The 25,161-nt window shown below is 60.8% G+C and carries 19 protein-coding genes and 4 pseudogenes; 10 read left to right on the top strand and 13 right to left on the bottom strand.

All coding sequences use genetic code 11. The features are described from left to right. Positions 1 to 85 precede the first annotated feature (85 nt). Positions 86 to 536: pseudogene (locus ASD03_RS17160) on the top strand (helix-turn-helix domain-containing protein); the annotation flags it as partial. A 290-nt stretch (positions 537 to 826) separates the two neighbouring features. Here ASD03_RS17160 and ASD03_RS17155 read toward each other — a convergent pair. Together ASD03_RS17155 and ASD03_RS17150 are read right to left on the bottom strand one after the other, a co-directional pair. After that, positions 827 to 1,864 (bottom strand): IS110 family transposase, encoded by a 1,038-nt coding sequence (locus tag ASD03_RS17155; RefSeq protein WP_025428935.1) that lies wholly within the window; start codon positions 1,862 to 1,864, stop codon positions 827 to 829. Between the two features lie 448 nt (positions 1,865 to 2,312). After that, the gene (locus ASD03_RS17150) at positions 2,313 to 3,344 is read right to left on the bottom strand and encodes an IS110 family transposase (RefSeq protein ID WP_057208601.1); all 1,032 of its coding nucleotides are present in this window, start codon (positions 3,342 to 3,344) and stop codon (positions 2,313 to 2,315) included. 112 nt (positions 3,345 to 3,456) lie between these two features. Here ASD03_RS17150 and ASD03_RS17145 point away from each other — a divergent pair. From ASD03_RS17145 to ASD03_RS17135, 3 genes and pseudogenes are all read left to right on the top strand, one after another. Then, positions 3,457 to 4,374 (top strand): annotated as a pseudogene (locus ASD03_RS17145) (ISNCY family transposase); the annotation flags it as partial. A gap of 393 nt (positions 4,375 to 4,767) precedes the next feature. After that, a pseudogene (locus tag ASD03_RS17140) lies at positions 4,768 to 5,316 on the top strand (IS30 family transposase); the annotation flags it as partial. 210 nt (positions 5,317 to 5,526) lie between these two features. Then, on the top strand, positions 5,527 to 5,949 hold the full coding sequence (locus tag ASD03_RS17135) for a DUF4864 domain-containing protein (RefSeq protein ID WP_057214358.1): 423 nt from the start codon (positions 5,527 to 5,529) through the stop codon (positions 5,947 to 5,949). Between the two features lie 13 nt (positions 5,950 to 5,962). On the opposite strand, the gene tgt is transcribed toward ASD03_RS17135, so the two are convergent. The 5 genes from tgt to coaD form a co-directional block, all read right to left on the bottom strand. Then, positions 5,963 to 7,093: a tRNA guanosine(34) transglycosylase Tgt gene (tgt, locus tag ASD03_RS17130; RefSeq protein WP_057208604.1), complete on the bottom strand. Its 1,131-nt coding sequence runs from the start codon at positions 7,091 to 7,093 to the stop codon at positions 5,963 to 5,965. Beyond that, positions 7,094 to 8,176 (bottom strand): tRNA preQ1(34) S-adenosylmethionine ribosyltransferase-isomerase QueA, encoded by a 1,083-nt coding sequence (gene queA, locus ASD03_RS17125; protein ID WP_025427067.1) that lies wholly within the window; start codon positions 8,174 to 8,176, stop codon positions 7,094 to 7,096. It lies immediately after the preceding gene. Positions 8,177 to 8,254: 78 nt separating this feature from the next. Further along, on the bottom strand, positions 8,255 to 8,764 hold the full coding sequence (locus ASD03_RS17120; RefSeq protein ID WP_025427068.1) for a peptidylprolyl isomerase: 510 nt from the start codon (positions 8,762 to 8,764) through the stop codon (positions 8,255 to 8,257). A gap of 22 nt (positions 8,765 to 8,786) precedes the next feature. Further along, positions 8,787 to 9,359 (bottom strand): peptidylprolyl isomerase, encoded by a 573-nt coding sequence (locus ASD03_RS17115; RefSeq protein WP_025427069.1) that lies wholly within the window; start codon positions 9,357 to 9,359, stop codon positions 8,787 to 8,789. A gap of 35 nt (positions 9,360 to 9,394) precedes the next feature. Continuing rightward, positions 9,395 to 9,889 carry a pantetheine-phosphate adenylyltransferase gene (coaD, locus tag ASD03_RS17110; RefSeq protein WP_025427070.1) on the bottom strand — a complete coding sequence of 165 codons (495 nt, stop codon included), beginning with the start codon at positions 9,887 to 9,889 and terminating at the stop codon, positions 9,395 to 9,397. Positions 9,890 to 10,251: 362 nt separating this feature from the next. Here coaD and ASD03_RS41125 point away from each other — a divergent pair, with 362 nt between their 5' ends. Continuing rightward, the gene (locus ASD03_RS41125; RefSeq protein ID WP_255569870.1) at positions 10,252 to 10,380 is read left to right on the top strand and encodes a hypothetical protein; all 129 of its coding nucleotides are present in this window, start codon (positions 10,252 to 10,254) and stop codon (positions 10,378 to 10,380) included. A 122-nt stretch (positions 10,381 to 10,502) separates the two neighbouring features. On the opposite strand, the gene ASD03_RS17105 is transcribed toward ASD03_RS41125, so the two are convergent. The 3 genes and pseudogenes from ASD03_RS17105 to ASD03_RS17095 form a co-directional block, all read right to left on the bottom strand. Further along, positions 10,503 to 11,900 carry an MATE family efflux transporter gene (locus tag ASD03_RS17105; RefSeq protein WP_025427072.1) on the bottom strand — a complete coding sequence of 466 codons (1,398 nt, stop codon included), beginning with the start codon at positions 11,898 to 11,900 and terminating at the stop codon, positions 10,503 to 10,505. A gap of 149 nt (positions 11,901 to 12,049) precedes the next feature. Next, the gene (locus tag ASD03_RS17100) at positions 12,050 to 13,342 is read right to left on the bottom strand and encodes a tetracycline resistance MFS efflux pump (RefSeq protein ID WP_025427073.1); all 1,293 of its coding nucleotides are present in this window, start codon (positions 13,340 to 13,342) and stop codon (positions 12,050 to 12,052) included. A gap of 167 nt (positions 13,343 to 13,509) precedes the next feature. Continuing rightward, positions 13,510 to 14,418, bottom strand: a pseudogene (locus ASD03_RS17095) (LysR family transcriptional regulator). 115 nt (positions 14,419 to 14,533) lie between these two features. Between ASD03_RS17095 and ASD03_RS17090 the strand changes: the two are divergent. Continuing rightward, positions 14,534 to 15,529: an aldo/keto reductase gene (locus tag ASD03_RS17090; RefSeq protein WP_025427074.1), complete on the top strand. Its 996-nt coding sequence runs from the start codon at positions 14,534 to 14,536 to the stop codon at positions 15,527 to 15,529. 221 nt (positions 15,530 to 15,750) lie between these two features. Here ASD03_RS17090 and ASD03_RS17085 read toward each other — a convergent pair whose 3' ends face one another. Together ASD03_RS17085 and ASD03_RS17080 are read right to left on the bottom strand one after the other, a co-directional pair. Further along, the gene (locus tag ASD03_RS17085; RefSeq protein ID WP_025427075.1) at positions 15,751 to 16,698 is read right to left on the bottom strand and encodes a neutral zinc metallopeptidase; all 948 of its coding nucleotides are present in this window, start codon (positions 16,696 to 16,698) and stop codon (positions 15,751 to 15,753) included. A 102-nt stretch (positions 16,699 to 16,800) separates the two neighbouring features. Further along, a complete protein-coding gene (locus ASD03_RS17080; protein WP_057214355.1) occupies positions 16,801 to 17,322 on the bottom strand; it encodes a DUF2306 domain-containing protein in 522 nt (173 codons plus the stop codon). A 90-nt stretch (positions 17,323 to 17,412) separates the two neighbouring features. On the opposite strand from ASD03_RS17080, the gene ASD03_RS17075 reads away from it, so the two are divergent. The 3 genes from ASD03_RS17075 (at position 17,413) to ASD03_RS17065 (ending at position 22,819) form a co-directional block, all read left to right on the top strand. Continuing rightward, positions 17,413 to 18,276 (top strand): LytTR family DNA-binding domain-containing protein, encoded by an 864-nt coding sequence (locus ASD03_RS17075; protein WP_025427077.1) that lies wholly within the window; start codon positions 17,413 to 17,415, stop codon positions 18,274 to 18,276. Between the two features lie 521 nt (positions 18,277 to 18,797). Further along, a complete protein-coding gene (gene carB / locus ASD03_RS17070) occupies positions 18,798 to 22,289 on the top strand; it encodes a carbamoyl-phosphate synthase large subunit (RefSeq protein WP_025427078.1) in 3,492 nt (1,163 codons plus the stop codon). Positions 22,290 to 22,498: 209 nt separating this feature from the next. Continuing rightward, positions 22,499 to 22,819: a hypothetical protein gene (locus tag ASD03_RS17065; RefSeq protein WP_038576103.1), complete on the top strand. Its 321-nt coding sequence runs from the start codon at positions 22,499 to 22,501 to the stop codon at positions 22,817 to 22,819. On the opposite strand, the gene ASD03_RS17060 is transcribed toward ASD03_RS17065, so the two are convergent. Continuing rightward, positions 22,820 to 24,310 (bottom strand): MFS transporter, encoded by a 1,491-nt coding sequence (locus tag ASD03_RS17060; RefSeq protein WP_025427080.1) that lies wholly within the window; start codon positions 24,308 to 24,310, stop codon positions 22,820 to 22,822. 295 nt (positions 24,311 to 24,605) lie between these two features. Here ASD03_RS17060 and greA point away from each other — a divergent pair, with 295 nt between their 5' ends. Further along, positions 24,606 to 25,082, top strand: a complete 477-nt coding sequence (gene greA / locus ASD03_RS17055) for a transcription elongation factor GreA (RefSeq protein WP_025427081.1) — start codon at positions 24,606 to 24,608, stop codon at positions 25,080 to 25,082. Positions 25,083 to 25,161: the final 79 nt, after the last annotated feature.

Here is a 25,161-nt window from a genome sequence, read left to right as displayed (position 1 = left end):
CGTGTAGCCGCAAAGTTGAAGTGTCCTGATCCTGCAAAGTAAGAATGTCACTCTCCCCGGGTTTTGATGACCTGGGAGATTGCGGATGGGATTGATTGCGATGAGCGAGCGTGACCTGCAGCGGATYGAGRTYTTGTCGAAAGTGAYYGCCGGGCGSATGACGYTGGTGTCGGCRGCSCATGTSCTKGGCTTRAGTACCCGCCAGGTGCGTCGTCTGTTGGACCGGATCGGCGCTGGCGGTGCGGCGTCGATCCGGCACCAGGCGATCGGCCGGCCATCGAACAACCGGATCTGCGACGGCGTACGCGATTACGCCATGGCGATCGTGCGCGAGCGCTATGCGGACTTTGGTCCGACGCTGGCGGCCGAGAAGCTTGCGGAGCGTGATGGTCTGACGGTGTCGCGCGAGACCTTGCGCCAATGGATGTCGGAGGCCGGCCCTGTCGCGCAAGCAGCGACGGACGTTCCATCAGCCGCGGCTGCGGCGCGAGGCCTACGGCGAGCTGGTTCAGATCGACGGTTCCGAGCATCGCTGGTTGTCTTCTCTATTCGGCGTGGTGAGGTCAAGCACCTTCTGACTGTCCGTAGCTATGGTTGATTGATGTCTTCGCAGTATCGCGCTTCTCTCCGGGATCGGCCTGCGTGGCCCTCCCACTATGGGACCAGAAGAATGAGGCGGAACAATCTAATCGGCGACCTGATCGCAATAGACGACCGTACCAAGACAACCAGCGAACTCACCCCATCCGTCGTCCTGCGAAGGACATCTTTCCACCGTCGGCGGAATCTTCTTGTCTCCTTTTGTTCTTGTCACCTTGGTTGCTAATTACGCAGCAACAGGCAAGCTCTCCCGTGTCCAACAGAATTCGGTTCCGTCACTCCACATGCGATGCATGATCACAGCAAGCCGTCGGGCCAACGCTACAACCGCCTTTTGCCTCCCGCGGCGTCTGGCGATATTCATCGCCCACGCTTTTAGCCACGACCATTTCTTAACGTTTACAAGCAGGACTTGCGCTGCTTCGTACAGCAGGGATCGCATCATCGCGTCACCGCAACAGGATACTCGCCCGACCCGTTTGCTTTCACCAGACTCGTTCAGTTTCGGCGTCAGCCCGAGCACAGAACCGACCGCCTTTGAATGTGCAAACCGGCCAGGAATATCGATGGTTGCCGTGTAGGTGAGAGCGACAACAGGGCCGACACCAGGGATCGTCGTCAATCGGCGACAGACTTCATCCTCGCGGACCAAATCCAAAACCTTCTTGTGCAGCTTGGTGAACTCGGCGCGCAGTAGTTTGCGTGCAGCCAACAATGGCTGCATGATGTCGTGTAGATCAGGCCTGTCTTCGACGAGCTCATTGATCCGCTCCTCGAATTTGATCTTGCCGACCAATCCGACTTTCAGACCGAAGTTGCGCAACAATCCGCGAATGTCATTCGCGATGGCGATGGCTTTTTCCTGCAAGAGTTTGCGCGCGGTCAGCAATGCTCGGTGCTTCTGGCTCGTCAATGTCTTCACATGCACAGGCCGATAGAGATTGACGCGCATCATCTGGGCCATGCCACGCGCATCGTTGCGGTCCGTCTTATTCGGTTGGGCTTTCAAAAATGCCTTGGCATGCCTGGTCTCGATGCAGATCACCGGCAATCCTGCCTTGGCGAGCCCTTCATAAAGCCATTGCGACAGTGGTCCGGCTTCAAGACCGATCCGCTCAATCTGCCACTTCGAATCCTTGATCACCGAGATCAAATCCTCAGGGTGAGTAGCAACTTTCGACTCCCGGCAAATCTTGCCTGTCTCATCAACAATGCAGACCGCGGTCTCTTTCACCGATACATCCAGTGCACAATAGTGTTTCACTGCGCTTCTCCCTCTGACGTTTGAGGCTGTTGAAAGACATGACCTCATTTTACCATCAGTCAGAAGCGCAGCACCGCAATCCACAACGGTCAACGCTGAAACGCAAAGCCGAATATCCCATCTAATCGCACTCCATCCGTCAAGCTGGTTTGAGCACGCAATTCCCTTGCCGGCTTGCGAGAGAGGCAACACGGCTGGAACGGATTGAATGGACTGCCCTCACCGGCCATGTCCTTCAGAGCTATCCAGTGCTGGGAGCAGGGTTGTCTCCGCGGTCGACAAATGTCGCCGCACAATGGTCTTCGCAGGTGGGATCTTCCTAATGTTCGAAACGCAGTCTCAACGAGCTGCAGCCAGCGATAGCGGAATGATCCTGCCCACGTCCGCAGCAGGGACGCTCAGCACGCAAAGTTACATGGCGCGCTGAGGGACGAAGGCTGAGCGTCTCCTATATGGTCGCGCCAGCCGATGCGTTGAACACTTCTCCCGTCTTGAGCATGCTGTGCATGATGACCGCGAGTTTCCGGGCGACGGCCACAGCGGCCCGCTTGAAGCCAAGTCGCTCCCGCAGCTTAAGTCCCCAACTCTTGAGACTGCTCTCGGTCCTGGCACTGGTTCTCGTCAGCAGCGCTGTCGCCGCTTCATAAAGCAGCCCACGTAAACGATTGTCACCCCTTCGCGAGATATGGCCGTCACAATCGACTTCGCCTGATTGGTAGCGCCGGGTTGTCAACCCAAGCCAGGCGCCAACCGACCGCGACGTTCGAAAGTTTCCTGGGTCTTCAATTGCCGTAACGTAGGATACCGCCGTGACTGCGCCGATGCCCGGGATTGTCATCAACAGCTTCGTGGCTTCGCTCTCACGTGCCACTATCAGCAACTGGCGACCAAGATCGGCTGCGCGCTTGCGGATATCGTGCCACGCCTCCAAAAGAGGCAAGATAATCTTCGCAAGCTCGTTGTTCCCATCCAAAAGCTTCCGCACATCGCCATCAAACACTCGCCCCTTCGTTTTCGGGATGATCAGACCGAAGGTCTTCATCAGGCCGCGGATTTGATTGCCAAGTTGTGTCGAGATGTTCAGGAGTTGTTCGCGGGCAGCCACCAATGTGCGGGTCATCATAGCGTCAAACGACTTGACGCGAACCGCTTTGTAAAAGCCCGCTTCAGCGAGTTGCGCTAAACCATCCGCATCGTTGGCATCAGTTTTGTTGAGCGTCTCGCTCAGTACCTTTTGCGCGTGTCGCGCTTCAATGCAGATCGCCGGCAACCCCTCGCTCGTCAGCGCGTGATAGAACCACGTCGACAGCGGTCCCGTTTCGAATACCACGCGCTGGGCGCGCGGAGCTTTTTTGCGGATCATCTGTGCGAGAAGATTGGGATCCGAAGGACATTTCCCCCGCCAGATCCGCTTCCCGTCTTCCCGGATCGAGATTGCGGTGTCTTTCAATGAAACATCAAGCCCAATATATTGGTTCATGGTTGCCTCCATCCGATGTTTGGGCCCGGTTCCAATCGAGAGCCCGTTTTTTCATCCTATCGGGGGCAACCACCCTCGCCAGCCAAAAAGCCAGAGACGGTCGCGCCGCGAGTTCGAAGATCGCGGTGATCCATGTTCATTACTGGTGTTCATCGATGATGCGACCGGCAAGCTGATGCAGTTGCGGTTTGTACGATCGGAAAGTGCGTTCAGCTACTTCGAGGCGCTGGAACTCTATCTGAAGGCGCATGGTGCTCCAGTCGCCTTCTATTCCGACAAGCAYTCGGTGTTCCGGGTTGCGAAGAAGGATGCCAAGGGCGGCCAGGGCATGACCCAGTTCGGGCGTGCACTTTGCGAGTTAAACATCGAGATTCTTTGCGCAAACTCGAGCCAGGCCAAGGGCCGSGTCGAGCGGATGAACCGGACGCTRCAGGACCGGTTGATTAAGGATCTGCGCCTGGAGGGCGTCTGCGGCATGGACGACGGCAACGCTTTCCTGCCTCGGTTCATGGAGCGCTATAACCRSCRGTTTGCCATTACCCCTGCCAGATCTGATGATCTGCATCGGCCGCTGAACCTTGCCCCGGATCGGCTGCGCGACGTGCTATGCAAACGTGAGCAGCGTTATGTCGGTGCCCAGTTGACGTTTTCGTTCGAGCGCCAGCGGATCATRCTGGAAGAGAACGAGGTGACGCGCGGGCTGGTCGGTCGCTATGTCGAGACCTACGCGCTTGCCGACGGCAGGCTGGATGTGCGTTGGAAGGGGCATTCCCTACCCTACCGGGTGTTCGRCAAGGACCAGCGGGTGACGCATGCGGCGATCACCGAGAACAAGCGGCTCGGTGAACTCCTGACCTACATCAAGGAACGTCAGGAGCAGCAGACGAAGCCCGCCGTGAAGACGAACAGCGAGAAGAACGGCTACGTTCGACGCGCGCGCGGCCCGGGACGTCGGAAGGATTTCATGAACGATCCTGCGGTCATTGCCCGGCGGCGACAGGCGCTCTCTGACCTCGATGCGGCGGAATGACCGGCTGCTTCAACTGTCCAAGCTAAAGCCGAAGGGGAGCGTCTCATCCGCCCCCTCCCTTCCCTTGCAACCCGGNCTGACCTCGATGCGGCGGAATGACCGGCTGCTTCAACTGTCCAAGCTAAAGCCGAAGGGGAGCGTCTCATCCGCCCCCTCCCTTCCCTTGCAACCCGGYCCAGCCGGTCCGGTCGGGGGCTTGCCTCAGCGCCAGTGGAGATGTCGAGTGTCGCATGTCTAAATGGCTGACGACGCGCCGCCCAAAGTGACATTTCTACTTTGCGCCAACGTGGACAGTTCAACCTTGCTGCCACATCTCGTGTAGCSGGGTACATTCTAATTCGAAGTGCGACTTGCGATAGATACCAATGGGTTGTCACGCGCAAGGAATGGCTCATGAGACGCACCTACTCCCAGATCGATATGGATGAACGCCGCAAGATTGCCCGCTGGCGATCGGCTGGCATCAGCGTTGACGTAATCGCTGAGAAACTGCACGGACATCGTTCGACGATTTTCCGCGAACTCAGGCGCAATACTTTTGTTGATCCGCAGATGCCAGACCTTAGCGGCTACTATTGCGTCACCGCCAACGCGATGGCGCGTGAGCGCAGAGCCAAGCTACGCAAGCTTGCTCGTTTCTCGCATGTGCGCCAATCGGTGATCGAGCGCATCATGCATGGCTGGTCGCCGCAGCAGAACGCCGGCCGCATGCGGCTGGAGCGCGATCCAGTTTCTGTCAGCCATGAGACGATCTACAAGTACGCCTATTCCGCGGATGGGCACGCGATCAAGCTCTGGCGGCATCTGCCGGAGCACCGCGCCAGACGTCGGCCGCGGCATGCCAGGCGTCGTCATGGCAGGCGGTTCAGCCCGGATGTCAACATTCTCTACCGTCCCGACACCGTCGCCGAGCGCAAACAGTTCGGCCATTGGGAATGCGATTGGGTGCGCTCAGGTGACAATTGCGAATATCACTAAGTTATGATGTTTGAAAGATTAATTTAGAAGTTCCGTTTAAGGCATTGAATATGAACGATATTGTATATATGTGCTTGGTGTGAAGAAGCGCACGGCGCTGTCCGCGCCATTTCCAGAACGTGCAAACGACCTATGCTTTCAGGAGCAGGCAGAAACGTCTGGTGGAGATCGGTGATGATCAGGACATTTGCCATTGCCTTCGGTATCGCAGCGCAACTCGCAGGCGCGGGCCTTTGTCGGGCGGAAGAACCGGTCGATACGGCACGCTCGATCATCCAGGATCAGATCGCGGCTTTCCTCAATGACGATGCGGACGCCGCCTACTCCTTCGCTTCGCCGGCGATACGCGGCAAGTTTCCCGACAAGACGGCCTTCTTCGACATGGTCACGCGCGGCTACCAGCCGGTCTATCGGCCCGGAAATTTTGCCTTTGGCCGCTCCAAGGTGGTGGGCGATCAGGTCATTCAGGAGGTGCTGATCTCGGCTCCCGATGGTAAGGACTGGACGGCGGTCTACCAGCTGATGAAGCAGCCCGACGGCAGCTACAAGATCAACGGCGTCATGATGCTCCAGTCGGCCCCAGGTCCGGAGATCTGAGCAGGTCTGGTCCTCAGAGTGGCGCCAGATCCCCTCGCCGCCAGGTTTCCTGGGTTTCGGCCATGAAGTCGGCAAAGCGGCCCTCTTCGATTGCCAGGCGAATGCCCGCCATCAGTTCCTGGTAATAGGCAAGGTTGTTCCAACTGAGCAGCATGCCCCCGAGTGACTCATTCGAGCGGATCAGGTGGTGCAAATAGGCGCGCGAATAGTCGCGCGTCGCCGGGCACGAGGATTGTTCGTCTAGCGGCCGCAGGTCTTCGGCATGGCGCGCATTGCGCAGGTTGATGCGGCCATGGCGGGTGAAGGCCAAACCATGTCGTCCGGAGCGGGTCGGCATGACGCAGTCGAACATGTCGATGCCGTGTGCGACCGACCTTAGGATATCGTCGGGCGTGCCGACGCCCATGAGATAGCGCGGCTTTTCGGCAGGTAGCTCGGGGCATGTGATGTCGAGCATTCTGAGCATCACCTCCTGCGGCTCGCCGACCGCAAGTCCACCGACGGCGTAGCCCTTGAGATCCAGCCCCTTCAGGGCTTCCGCCGAGCGCACGCGCAGTGCCGGAATGTCGCCGCCCTGGACGATGCCGAACATCGCCTTGCCCGGTTGGTCACCAAACGCCACCTTGCAGCGTTCCGCCCAGCGCAATGACATTTCCATTGCCCGCTCGATCTCCTTGGGCTCGGCCGGCAAAGCCACGCACTCGTCCAGCTGCATCTGGATATCGCTGCCGAGCAAGCCTTGAATTTCGATCGACCGTTCCGGCGACATGTGGAACAGCGCGCCGTCGACATGGCTCTTGAAGGTGACGCCCTGCTCGTCGAGCTTGCGCAGCCCGGCAAGCGACATCACCTGGAAGCCGCCGCTGTCGGTGAGGATCGGACCCTGCCAGCGGATGAGGTTGTGCAGACCGCCAAGCCGCGCCACGCGTTCAGCACCAGGGCGCAGCATCAGATGGTAGGTGTTGCCGAGGATGATGTCGGCGCCGAGATCCTTGACCTGATCGAGATACATCGCCTTGACCGCGCCGACGGTTCCGACTGGCATGAAGGCAGGCGTACGGATGGTGCCGCGCGGCATGGAAACCTCACCGAGGCGCGCCTTGCCGTCGGTTGCGTGCAGCTTGAACTGGAAGGTTTCGGTCATCTAGTCTTTCCGAAAAAGCAGGCTGGAATCGCCATAGGAATAGAAGCGGTAGCCGCTCTCGATCGCGTAGGTATACGCCGCGCGCATCGTCTCGAGGCCACAGAAGGCCGAAACCAGCATGAACAGCGTCGATTTCGGCAAGTGAAAATTGGTCATCAGCATGTCGACGGCGCGGAAGCGGTAGCCGGGCGTGATGAAGATGCCGGTCGGGCCTGACCAGGGATGGATGATACCGTGTTCGTCCGCCGCACTTTCGATCAGCCGTAGCGACGTCGTACCGACGCAGACCATCCGGCCGCCCCTCGCCTTGACGGCATTGAGGCGTTCGGCGGTTGCGGCATCGACCTGGCCAATCTCCAGGTGCATCACGTGGTCGTCGGTATCATCGGCCTTGACCGGCAGGAATGTCCCGGCGCCGACATGCAGGGTGACGAAATGACGTTCGATGCCGAGTTCGTTCAGCCTGGAAAACAGCCGCTCGGTGAAATGCAGGCCAGCGGTAGGGGCGGCTACGGCGCCCTCCTCACGGGCGTAGACCGTTTGGTAGTCGACGCGGTCCTGAGCATCCTCTGCGCGTTTGGAGGCGATATATGGCGGCAATGGAATGTGCCCGACGGCCATGATCGCTTCGTCGAGCAGCGGTCCGGCGAGATCGAAGCGCAGCGTCACCTCACCGGCGTCGCCCTTTTCCTCGACAGTTGCGTCGAGTGTGCCGAGCATGCAGCTGTTGCCGCCGTGGCCAAAGGCAATGCGGTCGCCGACCTTGAGGCGGCGTGCCGGCCGGGCAAACGCCTTCCAGCGATCCGGCGCGACCCGCATATGCAGGGTCAGCGAGACGGGCGTGGTAATCTCTTCGCCGCGTCGACGAATGCCTTCGAGCTGCGCCGGAATGACCTTGGTGTCGTTGAACACCAGTGCGTCGCCGGGACGCAGGAAGGACGGCAGGTCGAGCACGCCGTGATCCGTCAGGAGTTCCGGCGCCTGCGGGTCGACGACGAGCATGCGGGCGCTGTCGCGCGGATTTACGGGCCGCAACGCAATCGAGGTTTCCGGAAGGTCGAAGTCGAACAGGTCTACGCGCATGGATCGTTTCTGAAAAAAAAGCAAACCCGCCCCAGGGCCTTTCGGCGCGACCGGGGCGGGTTTGTGCATTAGCGCAAATCAGGCGTCGGCGGCAACCCGCATGGACACGATGGTGTCGGGATCACGCACCGGTTCGCCGCGCTTGATCTTGTCGATGTTGTCCATGCCTTCGATGACCTGGCCCCAGACCGAGTACTGCTTGTTCAGCCACGGAGCATCGGTGAAGCAGATGAAGAACTGCGAATTGGCCGAGTTCGGCATCTGGCTGCGCGCCATCGAGCACGTGCCACGAATGTGGCTGACGTTCGAGAATTCAGCGTTCAGGTCCGGCTTGGATGAGCCGCCCATGCCGGCACGCGACGGGTTGAAGTGCTCGCCGCCGGTCTTGCCGTACTGGACGTCGCCGGTCTGTGCCATGAAGTCCTCGATCACGCGGTGAAACACCACGCCGTCATAGGCGCCTTCGCGTGCCAGTTCCTTGATTCGGGCGACATGACCCGGAGCCACGTTCGGCATAAGCTCGATGACGACCTTGCCCTTGGTGGTCTCCATGATGATCGTGTTTTCCGGATCTTTGATCTCGGCCATGGGTTTTCTCCTTCTGTTGACTTTACTTGCCGACCTTGACGCTGATCATGCGGTCGGGATCGGCGACGGAGCCGTTGTTGGCGTCGTCACCGAGTTTGATCTTATCGACGTTCTCCATGCCGGAGACGACCTTGCCGACGACCGTGTACTGGCCGTTGAGGAAGTCGCCCGGGGCAAACATGATGAAGAACTGCGAATTGGCGCTGTTGGGATCCTGCGAACGGGCCATGCCGACCGTGCCGCGCTCGAACGGTACGTCGGAAAATTCGGCCGGCAGGTCCGGCTTGGACGAACCGCCCGTGCCCGCAGCCTGGGGCTGGAAGCCGTTTTCCATGTCGCCGTACTGGACGTCGCCTGTCTGGGCCATGAAGCCCTTGATGACGCGGTGGAAGGCGACGTTGTCGTATTCGCCGGCTGTTGCAAGCGCCTTGATCTGCTCGACGTGCTTCGGCGCGATATCAGGGCGAAGCTCGACGACAACAGGGCCATCCTTCAGCGTGATTGTGAGGAAGTTGTCGGCCGACTGCGCAAGCGCCGTTCCCGTCCAGGACGCAAGCGTGACGGCACCGGCGAAAGCGAGGTGGAGGATTTTCATGGTTTCTCCCTGAGTGGTGAATGGAGTGTGGCGGCTCAGGCCTTGCGTTTGGCCTGCAGCGCCGCGTGAACAGCCTTGGGCACGAAGGCACTGACGTCGCCGCCCATGGCCGCGATCTGGCGGACCAATGTGGCTGTAATGGGCCGCGATGCCGTGCCAGCCGGCAAAAACAAGGTCTGGACATCCGGCGCCATCTGCCGGTTCATGCCAGCCATCTGCATCTCGTAATCGAGGTCAGTGCCATCGCGCAAGCCGCGCACAAGCAGCTTTGCGCCGCTTTGCCGCGCAGCGTCGACCACGAGATTGTCGAAGGAGACGACGTCGATGTCGGCGGCACGCTCGGGCAGAAACTCGAGCAGCGACTGGCGAATGAGGTCCGAGCGCTCGTCGAACGAGAAAAGCGGCGCCTTGCCCGGATGGATGCCAATTGCCACGATGACTTTGCGCGCCACGTTCAGCGCCTGAACAAGTACGTCGAGATGCCCGTTCGTCATCGGATCGAAGGAGCCGGGGTAGAATGCCGTCGTCATCGCACCTGTTTCCGTTTGGTGAAGCCTTTTGTCATGGACGGCGACAGATCGCAAGAGTTGTGCAGGAGCGCGGGCCTGTTCCCTGGGAAACAGTGGCACCAAAGAAATGAATGCTAGATGAATGCCATGTTCAAGAGTGTTTCACGTTGCAATCGGTAATGTGAAGCAAGAAAGAACGGAACCTTTTTGAAGATACTGCCGTTTAGGAACCTGAAAGGATGACGGCTATGGGACTTGCTCTGTTTTCGATGACGATGTTTTTCGCAATGATATTTGCGACGATACATGCACTCCGCGACGAGTCCCGTGAGCAACGTGACCGTTCAAGCAACCGTAAGATCTTCGGCTAAAGGTATCATGTCATGGCGACAGTCTTCATGACCGCCGCGGCGGTAATCAGTTTCGTCTTTCTCGTCGATTTTGCCCGCACGATACGCGACCTCCAGCGCGATCGACTGGGCTCCAATGAGACCGGCGGGTTCAACGTTTAGAGACCTTGAGAAACTTCCTCCAGGAGTTTCGGAATAAGCGACCGACATTCTCCCCTGATGTGGTCGCCTTTTGTAAGCCGGACGGCATCCCCTGCCCGTCCGGCTTTTTCTTTGGTCGATGCTTAAGCCGCCGTCACCTTGTGGTCGCGGATCATCCGGAAGAACCGCCAGTTCAGGAACAATGCTGCAGCGGCAAGTCCCAGCACGAAGCCGAACCACACGCCGATGCCGCCGAACTTGAGCGGGAACGCGAAGGCCCAGGCGCAAAGGAACCCGATCGGCCAATAGGAGATCATCGCCAGGATCATCGGCACCTTTGTGTCCTTGAGCCCGCGAAGCATGCCGGCGGCGATTGCCTGCAATCCGTCCACCAGCTGGAACGCGCCGGCGATCACGATGAGCGGAGCGGCAAAGGCGAGCACTTGCGCGGCATCCGGCCGGTTGGTGTCAAGATAAAGGGCGGCGAGCTGGCTCGGGAAGAGAGCGAAGATGGCGCTGCCGATGATCGCAAAGATGGCTCCGAGCACCAGTGCCGAGATCGCGGCACGCCGGACGCCGAGCATGTCGCCACGGCCGTAGGCAAGGCCGACGCGCACGGTTGCCGCCTGCGCAATTCCGAGCGGGATCATGAAGGCGAGCGAGGCGAACTGCAGCGCGATGCCGTGTGCGGCAAGCTCGATCGTGCCGATGGTTCCCATCAGCAACGAGGCGACGGTGAACAGGCTGACTTCGGCAAGAATGGTCAGCGAGATCGGTATGCCGAGATAGACGACTTCCCTGAAGGCGGGCCAATCCGGGCGCCAGAAACGCACGAACAGCTCATACTGGTTCAGTTCCGGTTTGCTCTTGATATAGGCGATGGTCAGCACCGTGCCGAGCACGGCCACGCCAAGGGCGGCGACGGCCGCGCCGAAGATGCCCAGCTGCGGAAAGCCGTAGTGGCCGTAGATCAGCACGTAGCAAAGCGCTGCATTGAGAACCAGCGTTGCCAGTGTGACATAGAGAATGATCCCCGCCCGCTCCAGACCGCTCAGGAACGCCCGCAGCACCATGAAGATGAGGCCGGGAAAGATCGCCCATTGCGCAATGTGCAGATACTCGGCCGCGAGTGCCGCGACCTCCGGCTGCTGGCCGGCAAGCAGCAGGATCGGTTCCGCCAGCCAGAGCACCGGCGCCGTCAGCACGCCATAGCACAGCACCACCCAGAGACCCATGCGCACGGAGCGACGCACGGAGACCTTGTCGCCCCTGCCCTGGGCTTGCGCGGCCATCGGTACGACCGCGTTGGCGAAGCCGCTGCCGAAGATGTAGATGGTAAAGTACATCTGCGTCGCCAGGATGATTGCCGCAAGCTGCGTTGCGCCAAGCTTGCCCACCATCAAGACGTCGGTTGTGTTGATCGCAAGCTGCGCCAGCTGTGCGCCGATGAAGGGCACCCCGAGATAGAGGCTTGCACGATAATGAGTGCGCCATGAATTGTCGGTTTGCACCGGGGTCGGGCTCGCAGTGGCGGTCAGCATGACGGATTCCTGGATGTCGACGCGGCCGAAATGCGGCAGGTCAGAACGAAGGCAAGGATGACCGAAATAGATCACGGCCGGCAAAAGAACCAGTAACAAAGCTCCGACTGCTCAATTTTTCATCCAAAGATCACGAATATTGATCAATTTCAGTGCATGGCACTGCGATCGGAGTAGCGCGGTTCGGCCATGGACACTGCGGGCTCGATATGTTCAGCCGCGACCGCGAGCCGTTTTGGTGCCTTGAGCCAGAACACCGCGAGCGCACCGACGACGAAGCAACTGGCGAGTGCATAGGGGGCGCCTGAGAAGGAGACCGTGGTCGTCGGGCTCGTGAAGTAGCCGAAGATCTGGGTGAAGATCAGCGGGCCGATGATCGTCGTGATGCTGCCGATACTGGTGAGCGCCCCTTGCAACTCTCCCTGCGCCGACGGCGGCACATGGCCGGCGGCGATGCTGCGCAGCGGCGGATCGGCGAGGCTTTCGAGCGCGGTGGCGATAATCACGGCATAGATCATCCAGCCCTGCCAGGCAGCAGCGTAGCCCGCGGCACCGAGTGCCGTGAAAATCAGGCCGAGGACGGCCGTCCGCCACTCGCCAAGCCGCGGCACGACGCGCGGCAGTACGAACGCCATCACCATGGCACCGCCGATGCCGAAGATGCCGAGCGACAGGCCGATTTCCCCCTCGCTCCAGCCGTACCGGTAAGACGATACGAACGACCAGACGGACGGATAAACCGAATGCGCCATCCAGAACAGGAAGAACACCAGCCCGACCCAGCCGATGCCGGGATAGTTGCGCATCTGCCTGAGCGCGCCGAGTGGATTGGCGCGCCGCCATTCGAAGCGGCGACGATGCGCCTTGTCCAATGTCTCCGGCAGCAGAAAAACGCCGAGCAGGAAGTTGATGAAGGAAAGTGCCGCGGCACCATAGAACGGCACACGCGGACCCAGTTCGCCAAGCAGCCCGCCAATGACCGGCCCCAGTGCAAAGCCGGATCCGAACGCGATTCCGATCAGGCCGAAATTCTTCGCCCGGTTTCCGTCATGGCTGATGTCGGCGATATAGGCCGAAGCGGTGCCGAAGCTGGCGCCGCTGATGCCGGCGAGCACACGGCCGACGAAGAGCATCCAGTAGCTGGTCGCGAGAGCGCAGATCAGATTGTCGATGGCGAAGGTGAGCACGGAGGCAAGCAGGATCGGCCGGCGTCCGAAACGGTCGCTGAGGTTGCCGATGAGGGGCGCGAACAGGAACTGCATCGCGGCATAGACGAGCAGCAGCCAGCCGCCGTCGATCGCCGCGTCGCTGACATTGGCGCCGGTCAGCTCCTCCAGATAGGTGGGCAGCACCGGCACGATGATGGCGATGCCGATGATGTCGAGAAGCAGGATGAGAAAGACGAGGAACAGGCCGCGCCGCACGAACTTTTCGTCGAGCATGAAACTCTCCCTGCGCCATCCGTCGCCAGCGCGGAGACAGAACGTGAACGACGTTACCAATTTAGGTGTAACGCATGATTTTAGTCGAAACAATACGTGAACATCTCAAAGTTTTTTATGAGAACAATCGCGTTTGTTGATCCATTGCTCCCCAAAATGGCCGCCATTCAGCGCACCCCTGACCGTTGCTCGGCCTTGAGAAAGTCGACGAAGGCTCGAAGCGGCGCCGGCATGTGGCGGCGGCTGGCATAGTAGAGAAACGGCCCTGGAAAGGGCGTCACCCATTCGTCGAGGATCGTCACGACGGCGCCGGATTTGAGATGCGGCGCCAGGAACTCCTCGAACGTCCGGATGACGCCGAGACCTTCGACTACAGCGGCAATTTCAAGATCGACCGAGTTCGCGATGACGACAGTCGGAGGGGCGATCGAGATTGCTGCGTCTCCGTCACCGAACTCCCAGGCTAGGCTGACGCCGCTTGCGAAGCGATGCCGGATGCAGGCATGCTCCAGAAGATCGTGCGGGTGTTGCGGCAAGGCCGTGTCGCGCGAGATAGTCCGGCGACGCGGCAGTGATGTAGCGTTGCTGCCGCGGTCCGATCGGAATGGCGATCATGTCGCGCTCGACCCGCTCTTCGTAGCGGATGCCGGCGTCGAAGCCGGCGGCAAGGACGTCGATGAAGCCGTCGTCTGCCGTCACCTCCAGCAAATGGCAGGATTTACCTTCAGAAAGCGCCCAATGATCGAGGGCAGGATCACGCGCGCGACGACCGTGGGCACGTTCAGTTTCAGGGTTCCTGCGGGACTGTCGCGCAATTCGCTCACCTGGTCGAGCGCGCCGGCAATCTCCCCGAGTGCCGGCTGCAGGCGCTCGAGTAGCCGCATGCCGGCTTCCGTCGGTGTTACACTGCGGGTCGTGCGGTTGAGGAGCCGCACATCGAGTTTGGCTTCGAGCCGCCGCAGCGCTTCGCTCAGCGACGAAGCGGAAACGCCCCGCTTCTCGGCGGCAGCGCGAAAGCTGCGCTCGCGCGCAACGGCGGTGAAGGCATCGAGGTCGGCGAGAGGAAGATCGTTCATTGTGCGAAATGCCGTACGGCTTGTTCTGACTGTACGGGATTATCGCACGATAGGACCGGGCGTAACAATGGGGACGAAGAAGGGCGCAAAGGCGCGCCGCCGAAGGAGAACGAGAATGGATCAGGTTTCGCTCGGAAAAGTCGGCCCTATGGTTTCCAACATCGGCCTTGGCTGCATGGGCATGTCGGGCATGTATGGCCCGTCGGATCGTACGGAAAGCATCGCCACGTTCCATGCGGCGCTCGATGCGGGAATTACGCTCATCGATACCGGCGACTTCTATGGCATGGGCCACAACGAGATGCTGATTGGCGAAGCGCTCAAGGGCCAGGACCGCGATCGGGTCGTTCTCAGCGTGAAGTTCGGTGCCTTGAGAGACGCTGGTGGCAGTTGGGTGGGCTATGATTGCCGACCGAAGGCGGTGCGCAACTTTCTCGCCTATACCCTGCAGCGGTTGGGCGTCGACCATATCGACATCTACCGCCCTGCCCGTCTCGACCCGGACGTGCCGATCGAAGAAACAGTGGGCGCAATCGCTGATCTGGTGCAGGCAGGTTATGTCAGGCATATCGGGCTTTCGGAAGTCGGATCCGAGACCATCCGAAGGGCAGCGGCCGTCCATCCCATCGCGGATCTGCAGATCGAATATTCGCTGATCTCGCGCGGCATCGAGGACGATATCCTGCCCACGTGCCGTGCGCTCGGTATCGGCATTACCGCCTATGGCGTGCTGTCGCGCGGCCTGATCAGCGGCCATTGGCAGAAGGATGCGGTCGCACGTGGCGACTTCCGCGCGGCCAGCCCACGTTTTCAGGCGGGCAATGTCGACACAAATCTGGCCCTTGTCGACGCGCTGAAGCGCGTGGCGGATGCGAAGGGCGCCACCGTGGCACAGATTGCGATCGCCTGGGTCGCAGCCCAAGGCAAGGATATCGTGCCGCTCATCGGTGCACGTCGTCGCGACCGGCTGGCCGAAGCGCTGGCATCGCAAGCGGTACATCTGACACCGGAAGATCTGGCCGCGATCGAGCGGGCGGTGCCGAGGGATGCGGCCGCAGGCGCGCGCTATCCCGAGGCGCAGCTCGCCCATATGGACAGCGAGCGCCATTAGAGCATTTCCAGGAAAAGTGCGAAGCGGTTTTCCGTCAGGAAATGCGTGAAAACATGCAGCAATTCAAAGTGCTACAGCGATCTTTGCGCGTCGAATAAGACGCGCAGCGCTGTAGAGTGTTCTCTGCAACTTTGTCTAACCCAGAGCGCTCTAATCCCGGGTAACGAAAGGGGCCGACAGTTCTCGCCGGCCCCTTTGCTTTTTCCCTGGACGGTCTGGAATCAGACCTGGCCGGAGAAGGTGTCGCAGGCCGCCATCTTGCCGCTGTCGAAGCCGCGCTTGAACCAGCGCATGCGCTGCTCCGATGTGCCGTGGTTGAAGCTTTCCGGGACGACGTAGCCCTGCATGCGTTTCTGCAGCGTGTCGTCGCCGATCTGGGTGGCGGCGTTCAGCGCCTCTTCCAGATCGCCCTGCTCCAACAGGCCCTTCTGCTGGGTATACTTGCCCCAGACGCCGGCGAAGCAATCAGCCTGCAGTTCGACGCGAACCGACATCTGGTTGGCTTCGGCTTCACCCATCGACTGGCGCATCTGGTTGAACTTCGGCAGCACGCCGATCAGGTTCTGAACATGGTGGCCAACTTCATGCGCAACGACATAGGCCTGCGCGAAGTCGCCAGATGCGCCGAACTTCTGCTCAAGCTCGTCGAAGAAACCCATGTCGAGATAGACCTTGCGGTCACCAGGGCAGTAGAACGGGCCGGACGCTGCCGAGGCAAAGCCGCAGGCGGAGCGCACGGAGCCGCTGAACAGCACCATCTTCGGCTCTTGATATTGTTCGCCGCTCGCCTGGAAGATGCCGTTCCAGGTGTCTTCGGTTTCGGCCAGCACCGTCGACATGAAGGCTTTCATCTCTTCTTCCTGCGCCGATCCGCGGGGTACCGGCGAGCCATCGCTCTGCTCGAAGCCCGGCTGCGCGACCGGACCGCCGCCGCCGTTCAGCACCTGCAGCATGTCGATGCCCAAGGCCTTCAGGATGAAATAGAGCACGACCAGAAAGATGATGGTGCCGAAGCTCATGCCGCCGCCGGCGCCACGCATGCCTCCGCCACCGCCGGGCATGCGGAAGCCACCACCGCGGCCGAATGGATTACCGCCCAGACCGCCGCCGGGGCTCGCCCCGCGCTGGTCCTCAACGTTTCCGGATTGGCGGCGGCCTTTCCATTCCATGATCTGTCCTCCCGGCATGGATCGATACGCAATATCGGTCAGACCTTTTATATGCCGGGCCGAATGCCGTTGTAAAACGCAATCAGGCCCGTAAGGTTGCGATCAAGCTAATCTTTTCGAGGACTTGCGGCGACCGAAGAGACGACCCTGTCGGATCGACAGGACGGCTGCGGAAATGAGCAGCGCAGCCAGCAGAGCCGCCATCACCGCTGACTGCCAGATCGAAAGCTCGGAGAACAGGCTCGCATGCAGCAGCCTTCCGGGCAGCAGTGTGAAGAGGCCGGCAACGACAATGCCGCCGAGATACATGCCAGCCACATGCCCGCGATGCGCGGGGATGTCGTGCCGCCGGGCGGCCGCAATCGTCTGCCAGCTGCCGAAGAGCACATAGATCGACAACAGGTGAATGGGGTTGAAACCGCCGACCAGCTTGATTTCATGGATGAAGAACGTGGAGAATGCGGTCACGACCATGAGTGCGAGCCAGATTTTGCCGAGCAGCCTATGCAGGCGTGTGCCCTTCGGACGGGCAAGCAGGAAAGCACCAAGGATGGCAGCCGGGATGACGGTCGCGACGTGCAGCTGCACTGCGAACGATGCATGGAGAAGAGGTGAAAATGTCATGAAAAATTTCTATGCTGTTGATTTTCCCCGAACTTGCGGCAGGCTCCGGGCTGCGCTCAAACGCTTTGACTGGAACGGACGGAAAACTTCGTGAAACGCCCATTTCTGCAATCCACGCTTCGTGAGCTGCATCTTGTCGTCAAGGCGCCACGCCTCTGGGCAACCTTTGCTGCAGTCGTGCTGATCTTTTGGGTCACGGGGCCCTATGGCACTGCCGAACGCCTGGCTGTCGTGCCGCGGCTCGGGTTCTGGCTCGTGCTGCACGCCGTCACCTGGGCGATCGCAATCGTTTCGGCCGTGCTTGCCAATGGCCTGCTGCGCGAAAAGGTTGCCTCCGGTTTCGTTCGCATGATGATCGGTGCAGCCGTTGCCAGCATACCGATCGGCCTCGTGACCACCGCGATCGGCTCGGCGACCTTTTCGGCCATTCCAACAGTCGCTGACGTCATGACGGACATCGCGACCGGCCTGTTCCTGTCGCTCTTGTTCTGCACCTTGACCTGGATGACGATGAACACTGAATTCGCCTTGGAGCTGAATGACGCCGGCACCACCGCAATCGCGTCCGACGAGGCCGGGCAACAGACGTCCCGCAACCCGGCTCTTCTCAAGGAGACGGGCCGGGTACCGCTGCTTCTGCGCCTGAAACCCGCCAATCGCGGCCTGCCGCTGCACGTGACGGTTAGCGATCACTACACGGAAGTGACGACCACTCTCGGCCGTGAACTCGTCCTGTTGCGCTTCGCCGATGCGCTCGGTGAACTCGGCCCGGTGGCGGGCCTGCAGGTCCATCGTTCCCATTGGGTGGCGGACGCGCATGTTGCACGCCTCGTCCGTGATAACGGTCGCATGACGATCCTGCTTTGCGATGGAACCGAAGTGCCGGTGAGCCGCACCTATGCTGCGGCCGTGCGGCAGCGCTGGGGTTATCGCCTTCCTCGATCGCGTCCTTGACCGTCCCGCTTTGACAATCCTATTGGCACCAGGGAAATTGTGGAGGGAGGCATGGTCATGAAGGCGTTGCGGCTCGAGGCGATTGACGACCTGTTCCTGGGTGAAGTGAACTTCCTGCGTAAGGTGGACGCCTGCTCCCGGCCCTGGTGACCTGCTGGTGCGCGTCGAGGCGTGTGGCACCGACAGGCACCTCTTGCACGGAGGATCGCGCGGCACGTTTCGCTCGATGAAGCCGCCAGCGTGATTGCCCATCCGCCTGCTGCCGGCGAGGTCGAGGTTCTGGTGGTACCGGGCGTGATTTGACGGCCCGCATGCGGCTTTGGGACCGCCGTCCGACACGTTGCAAAAGCCCATGCCGAAATATGTCGGCTTTCCTGTCGATTCCGGAATTTTCGGGGTTTCGCTTGCAGATACATTTGCCTATAAGCCGCTTCTAGCCTGAAAAGACCATCAATGCGTGCCCGGCCGGTGACCTCCCACTTTGGCCGGTTTTTCGCGCAGCTAGAAACGGATGACCGACCATGCCGAAGCGCCAAGATATCAAATCGATCCTCATCATCGGCGCGGGGCCGATCGTCATCGGTCAGGCATGCGAATTCGACTATTCCGGCACCCAGGCCTGCAAGGCGCTGAAGGAGGAAGGCTACCGCGTCATCCTCGTCAACTCCAACCCGGCAACGATCATGACCGACCCGGGTCTGGCGGACGCAACATACGTCGAGCCGATCACCCCGGAAGTCGTTGCCAAGATCATTGCCAAGGAGCGCCCAGACGCACTGCTGCCGACCATGGGCGGCCAGACCGCGCTCAACACCGCGCTGTCGCTGCGCCGCATGGGCGTTCTCGACCGCTACAATGTCGAGATGATCGGCGCCAAGCCGGACGCGATCGACAAGGCAGAAGACCGCGCGCTCTTCCGCGAGGCGATGGCCAAGATCGGCCTGGAGACGCCGAAGTCGCGCCTGGCGAACGCCACCGACATCAAGGACCACGACCGCAAGGTGCATGAGGCCGAACGCGCCGAACTGAAGGGCCGCCTTTCCGGGCCGGAACTCGACACGGCGCTCGACGAACTGGAAAACCAGTGGAACCTCGGCGAAGGCGATCGCAAGCAGCGCTACATGAACCATGCGATGGCCATCGCCGCGCAGGCGCTCGACGATGTCGGCCTGCCGGCGATCATCCGCCCGTCGTTCACACTCGGCGGCACCGGCGGCGGCATCGCCTATAACCGCACCGAATTCTTCGACATCGTCGGCAGCGGCCTCGACGCATCGCCGACCACCGAAGTGCTGATCGAAGAATCGGTTCTCGGCTGGAAGGAATACGAGATGGAAGTCGTCCGCGACACGGCGGACAACTGCATCATCATCTGCTCGATCGAAAACATCGACCCGATGGGCGTGCACACCGGCGATTCGATCACCGTTGCTCCGGCGCTGACGCTGACGGACAAGGAATACCAGATCATGCGCAACGCCTCGATCGCGGTGCTGCGCGAGATCGGCGTCGAGACCGGGGGCTCGAATGTGCAGTTCGCCGTCAACCCCAAGGATGGTCGTCTCGTCGTCATCGAGATGAACCCGCGCGTTTCGCGCTCCTCGGCTCTCGCTTCCAAGGCAACCGGCTTCCCGATCGCCAAGATCGCGGCCAAGCTCGCCATCGGCTACACGCTCGACGAACTCGAGAACGACATCACCGGCGGCGCGACGCCGGCATCCTTCGAGCCGTCGATCGACTACGTCGTCACCAAGATCCCGCGCTTTGCCTTCGAGAAATTCCCAGGCGCCTCGCCGGTCCTGACCACTGCGATGAAGTCGGTCGGTGAAGTCATGGCGATCGGCCGTACCTTTGCCGAATCGCTGCAGAAAGCGCTGCGTGGCCTTGAGACCGGGCTCACCGGTCTCGATGAAATCGAAATCCCTGACATGGACGAGAACGGCGATGGCCGTAACGCTATCCGTGCCGCGATCGGTACGCCGACGCCGGACCGTCTGCGCATGGTTGCCCAGGCGCTGCGTCTCGGCATGAGCGAGGCCGAAGTTCACGAGGCAAGCAAGATCGACCCGTGGTTCATCGCCCAGTTCAAGGCGATCGTCGACATGGAAGCGCGCGTCCGCGAGCACGGCCTGCCTCAGGATGCTGAGAACCTGCGCATGCTGAAGGCCATGGGCTTCTCCGATGCCCGGCTGGCAACGCTCGGCGGCAAGCGCCCGAAGGAAGTGGCAGAACTTCGAAACGCGCTCAACGTCCGCCCGGTCTATAAGCGCATCGACACCTGCGCCGCCGAATTCGCCTCGCCGACCGCCTACATGTACTCGACCTACGAGACGCCTTTCGTTGGTGCGGCCCGCTCTGAGGCTGATGTCTCCGACCGCAAGAAGGTCGTCATCCTCGGCGGTGGTCCGAACCGGATCGGCCAGGGCATCGAGTTCGACTATTGCTGCTGCCATGCCGCCTTCGCTTTGAAGGACGCTGGCTATGAAGCGATCATGATCAACTGCAACCCCGAGACCGTTTCGACCGACTACGACACGTCGGACCGGCTCTACTTCGAGTCGCTGACCGCTGAAGACGTGATCGAGATCATGCGCGCCGAGCAGGAAAAGGGCGAACTGGTCGGCGTCATCGTGCAGTTCGGCGGCCAGACGCCGCTGAAGCTGGCGGAAGCACTGGAAAAGAACGGCATCCCGATCCTCGGCACCGCACCCGACATGATCGACCTTGCCGAAGACCGCGACCGCTTCCAGAAGCTGCTGATGAAGCTCGATCTCAACCAGCCGAACAACGGCATCGCCTATTCGGTCGAACAGGCACGCCTCGTTGCCGCCGAAATCGGCTTCCCGCTGGTCGTGCGTCCGTCCTACGTTCTCGGTGGCCGGGCCATGCAGATCATCCATTCGGAAAGCATGCTGCAGACATATCTGCTCGATACAGTTCCGGGCCTCGTTCCGGAAGACATCAAGCAGCGTTACCCGAACGACAAGACCGGCCAGATCAACACGCTTCTCGGCAAGAACCCGCTGCTGTTCGACAGCTACCTGAGCAACGCCACGGAAGTCGACGTCGACTGCCTCTGTGACGGCAAGGATGTGTTCGTCTCGGGTATCATGGAGCACATCGAGGAGGCCGGCATTCACTCCGGCGACAGTGCCTGCTCGCTGCCGGTTCACACGCTCGACAACGCGATGGTCGACGAGCTGGAACGCCAGACGACGGCGCTGGCCAAAGCACTCAATGTCGGTGGTCTGATGAACGTCCAGTTCGCGATCAAGGACGGCACGATCTACGTGCTCGAAGTCAACCCGCGCGCCTCGCGCACCGTGCCCTTCGTCGCCAAGACCATCGGTGCGCCGATCGCCAAGATCGCTGCCCGCGTGATGGCCGGTGAAGCGCTGGATGTGGCGATCGCCGCCTACGGCGAAAAGCCCGACCCGCGCAACCTGAAGCACATCGCCGTCAAGGAAGCCGTGTTCCCGTTCGCCCGCTTCCCCGGTGTCGACACGCTGCTCGGCCCGGAAATGCGCTCGACTGGCGAAGTCATCGGCCTTGATACCGACTACGCGCTTGCTTTTGCCAAGTCGCAGCTCGGTGCCGGCGTCGATCTGCCGCGCGACGGAACGGTGTTCGTATCCGTCCGCGACGAAGACAAAACCCGCGTCCTACCGGCGATCCGCATTCTCGTCGACATCGGCTTCAAGGTGATGGCGACCGGCGGCACCGCCCGCTTCCTCGGTGAAAACGGCATTGCCGCCGTCAAGGTCAACAAGGTCCAGGAAGGTCGTCCGCATGTCGAGGACGCGATCCGCAACCGGCAGGTCCAGCTTGTCATCAACACGACGGATGGCAACAAAGCGATCTCGGATTCCAAGTCGCTTCGCCGCGCGACATTGATGCAGAAGGTGCCCTACTACACCACCATGGCAGGTGCAGAGGCGGCAGCGCGCGCGATCAAGGCGCTCAAGGCCGGCAACCTCGAGGTTCGCCCGCTCCAGAGCTACTTCAAGGCCTGATCGAACGACGGCTGCGCGCATCTTTGGGTGCGCGCAGTTGGGCCGCTGACGAGCGGCGGCTCGATGCTCAGCCGAAATCGCTCTACGAGTGCGCAATCTCCCCCTCATTGTTGTGAACGCCACCTGAACGCCGGGTTCAGCCTAGGTTCGGTCGCCGGGTGCTTACATGCCCACATGCGCTCCCAAGTCGGAAAGATCCGGCACTGCGCATGGGATGGGGCAACATCGTGCAGGTCTATTTCTTCGATTTGTATTGGGGCGACGAGCGCTTTGTCGACGAGGACGGCATCAGCCACTTCGACGAAGGTTCCGCCCTGTATTACGGCCAGCGAATTGCCGACAAGATTGGCCGCGATGCCGACTATGGATCGCTGAGGGTCCATGTGCGCTCGGGCAGCGGCGAGATTCTGGCGACGATTGCGCCGTCAGACGGTCGTGGCCGTGAACAGGACGCTTTGATCGGTCGAGGCAGCCTTGGCGTATTCCGCCGCCCCACCGAAACCGCCGCCGCCCTGCCCACGGCCTGGTGATCAATCGACCGTCACGGGCCGCTGTGCCCGAGCCTCGCTGCGTGTTGGCCTTCGGCTGCGCGCAAGCCGGACAGTCCTGATGCCGAAGAACAACGACGCAACCGAGATCACGCAACTCAAGGCAAACACCGCTAACAGCGCGTCGCGCATGACGGCCAACCGTGCGCCTTCATCGAAGCCGCGTATGTTGGCGGTCAGCCCGAAGACGGCTGCGCCGACTGCGTAACCTGCGGATTGCAGCGTCGGCAGCAGTGCCGAAGTCTTGTCTCGCTCAGGGGGCGGCGACACATCCATCAGCAATTGGCTGAGCGTGCCCCAGCAGACGCCGAAGCCGGCACCAATGGCAATTTGACCTGCGAAAACCAACCGAAACTCCGCTGTCGCGATCGCGACCGTCAGGCCGATGAGCCCGAGGCAAAGCAGCAGTGGCCCGACCCAGATCAATCGTACACGCAGATCATGCGAGCGCAGGCTCGCCACCAGAATGGCGGTCAAGCTCCACGACATCGCCATCAGCGCGCTCGAGAATCCGGCGGCCGTCGGGCCGAAATTCCAGAGGTGTTGCAAGCCGTAGACGAGATAGACGGAGCCGGAAGCCTGCGCCAACGGCATCAGCAGAATGATCCAGAGGCCGGTGCCGAGCGGGCGCCCGATCGAAAATGCGCCAAGCGGGAGAATTGAGTGCCTGGAGCGACGGTCGAGATGCACAGTGTTGACGAGAACGGCGATCGCTACGACCACGAGCGCCGCCATGGCAAATCCGTTCTGGAGCATATTCGAAACCGAGATCAGCAGTATGCCCAGGCCAAATGCGATCAGGCGAAAAAGCGGAATGGGTTGCACGATCTGCGCCGAAGCCGACCGTCTGGGTACGATGGCAAGGACCAGCGCAATAAAGATGGCGGCGGCGGGAATGTTGACGAAGAAGGCCGCACGCCATGACCAGTGTTCGGTGAGAAATCCTGAAATGAGCGGACCGGCAAAGGCAGCACTTGCCCAGACGATGGCCTCTGCACCGAAGACCTTCGGCACGAGCCGAGGCGGGAAAAGCTCCGGGATCAGTGCATAGCAAATAGCGGCAATGATGCCCTCGCCCAGCCCTTGAAACAGCCTTCCGACCAGGACCTGCGGCATGCTCGTCGCCAGCGTCGCAATCACTGTGCCGGTGACGAAGACAAGCGCTGCTGCGATCAACGCATTGCGGGCGCCGAAGCGCGCCTTGAGATTGGCAGCCAATGCCCCGCCGATGATTGCAAAGACGAGATAGAGGGTGAAGGCCCAGGAGAGCAGTGCCGCACCGCCAAATTCCTCGACTGCCGTCGGGAGCGCGGTCGAGATGAAGAACTCGTTGAAGGCAAAGAGCGCGACACCGAGGCAAAGCGTCACGGTCGCCGCCAGATGGTTGGGTTGCAACAACTCGGCCCAACGCCCTTCCGCTTCTGAATGGCCCTCGGCTTTCCCTGCGTCGCGGTCGTCTTTTGTCGTGCTCATCCTGTCATTTCCGTGTGTTCGTCGTTTCGGAAACAGAACTGTTACGACCTCAACCGCGGTTGAGGTAAAGCCCATTATCGAGGATGTCAAATTGGTAGGAGCGTCTGCAAGTTGCGCCCCCCAAGTGAAGGACGCGGTGGATCATGGCGAAAAATCTGGCATTGGCAGTTTCCTTTCTGCTATAAGAACGGTTCGGATATTTCGGACGGTTCCGGTGCTTGCGCGCCGGAGACCGTTTTCTTTTGCGTTGGCGCCGCCCCCAAGCGGCGCCTCGTGCTTGATGAAGGACATTGAAATGGTCGACAAAGTGCCGATGACACAGGGTGGATTCGTCAACCTGCAGGAGGAGCTGCGCTGGCGCCAGCAGGAAGAGCGACCACGAATCATCGAGGCCATCGCCGAAGCACGCGCGCATGGCGACTTGTCGGAAAATGCCGAGTACCATGCCGCCAAAGAGGCTCAGAGCCACAACGAGGGTCGCGTCGGCGAACTCGAAGACCTGATCGCGCGCGCCGAAGTCATCGACCTGTCGAAGATGTCCGGCTCCAAGATCAAGTTCGGTGCCAAGGTGAAGCTCGTCGACGAGGACACCGAGGAAGAAAAAACCTACCAGATCGTTGGCGATCAGGAAGCGGACGTTAAGGCTGGACGCATCTCCATCTCGTCGCCGATCGCCCGCGCGCTGATCGGCAAGGAAGTCGGCGATTCCATCGAAGTGAACGCACCCGGCGGTTCCAAGGCCTACGAAATCCTCGCGGTAAACTGGGGCTGATCGCCCCTTTGGGGCGACGGTTCCGCTTCGCCCCGATCCCCCTGCCTCCAAGACATTGACTGTCGCATGCGCAAGGAGA

This window comes from Ensifer sp. Root127, assembly GCF_001425225.1.
Lineage (GTDB): Bacteria > Pseudomonadota > Alphaproteobacteria > Rhizobiales > Rhizobiaceae > Ensifer > Ensifer canadensis.
This window is presented reverse-complemented; position numbering and strand designations above follow the sequence as displayed.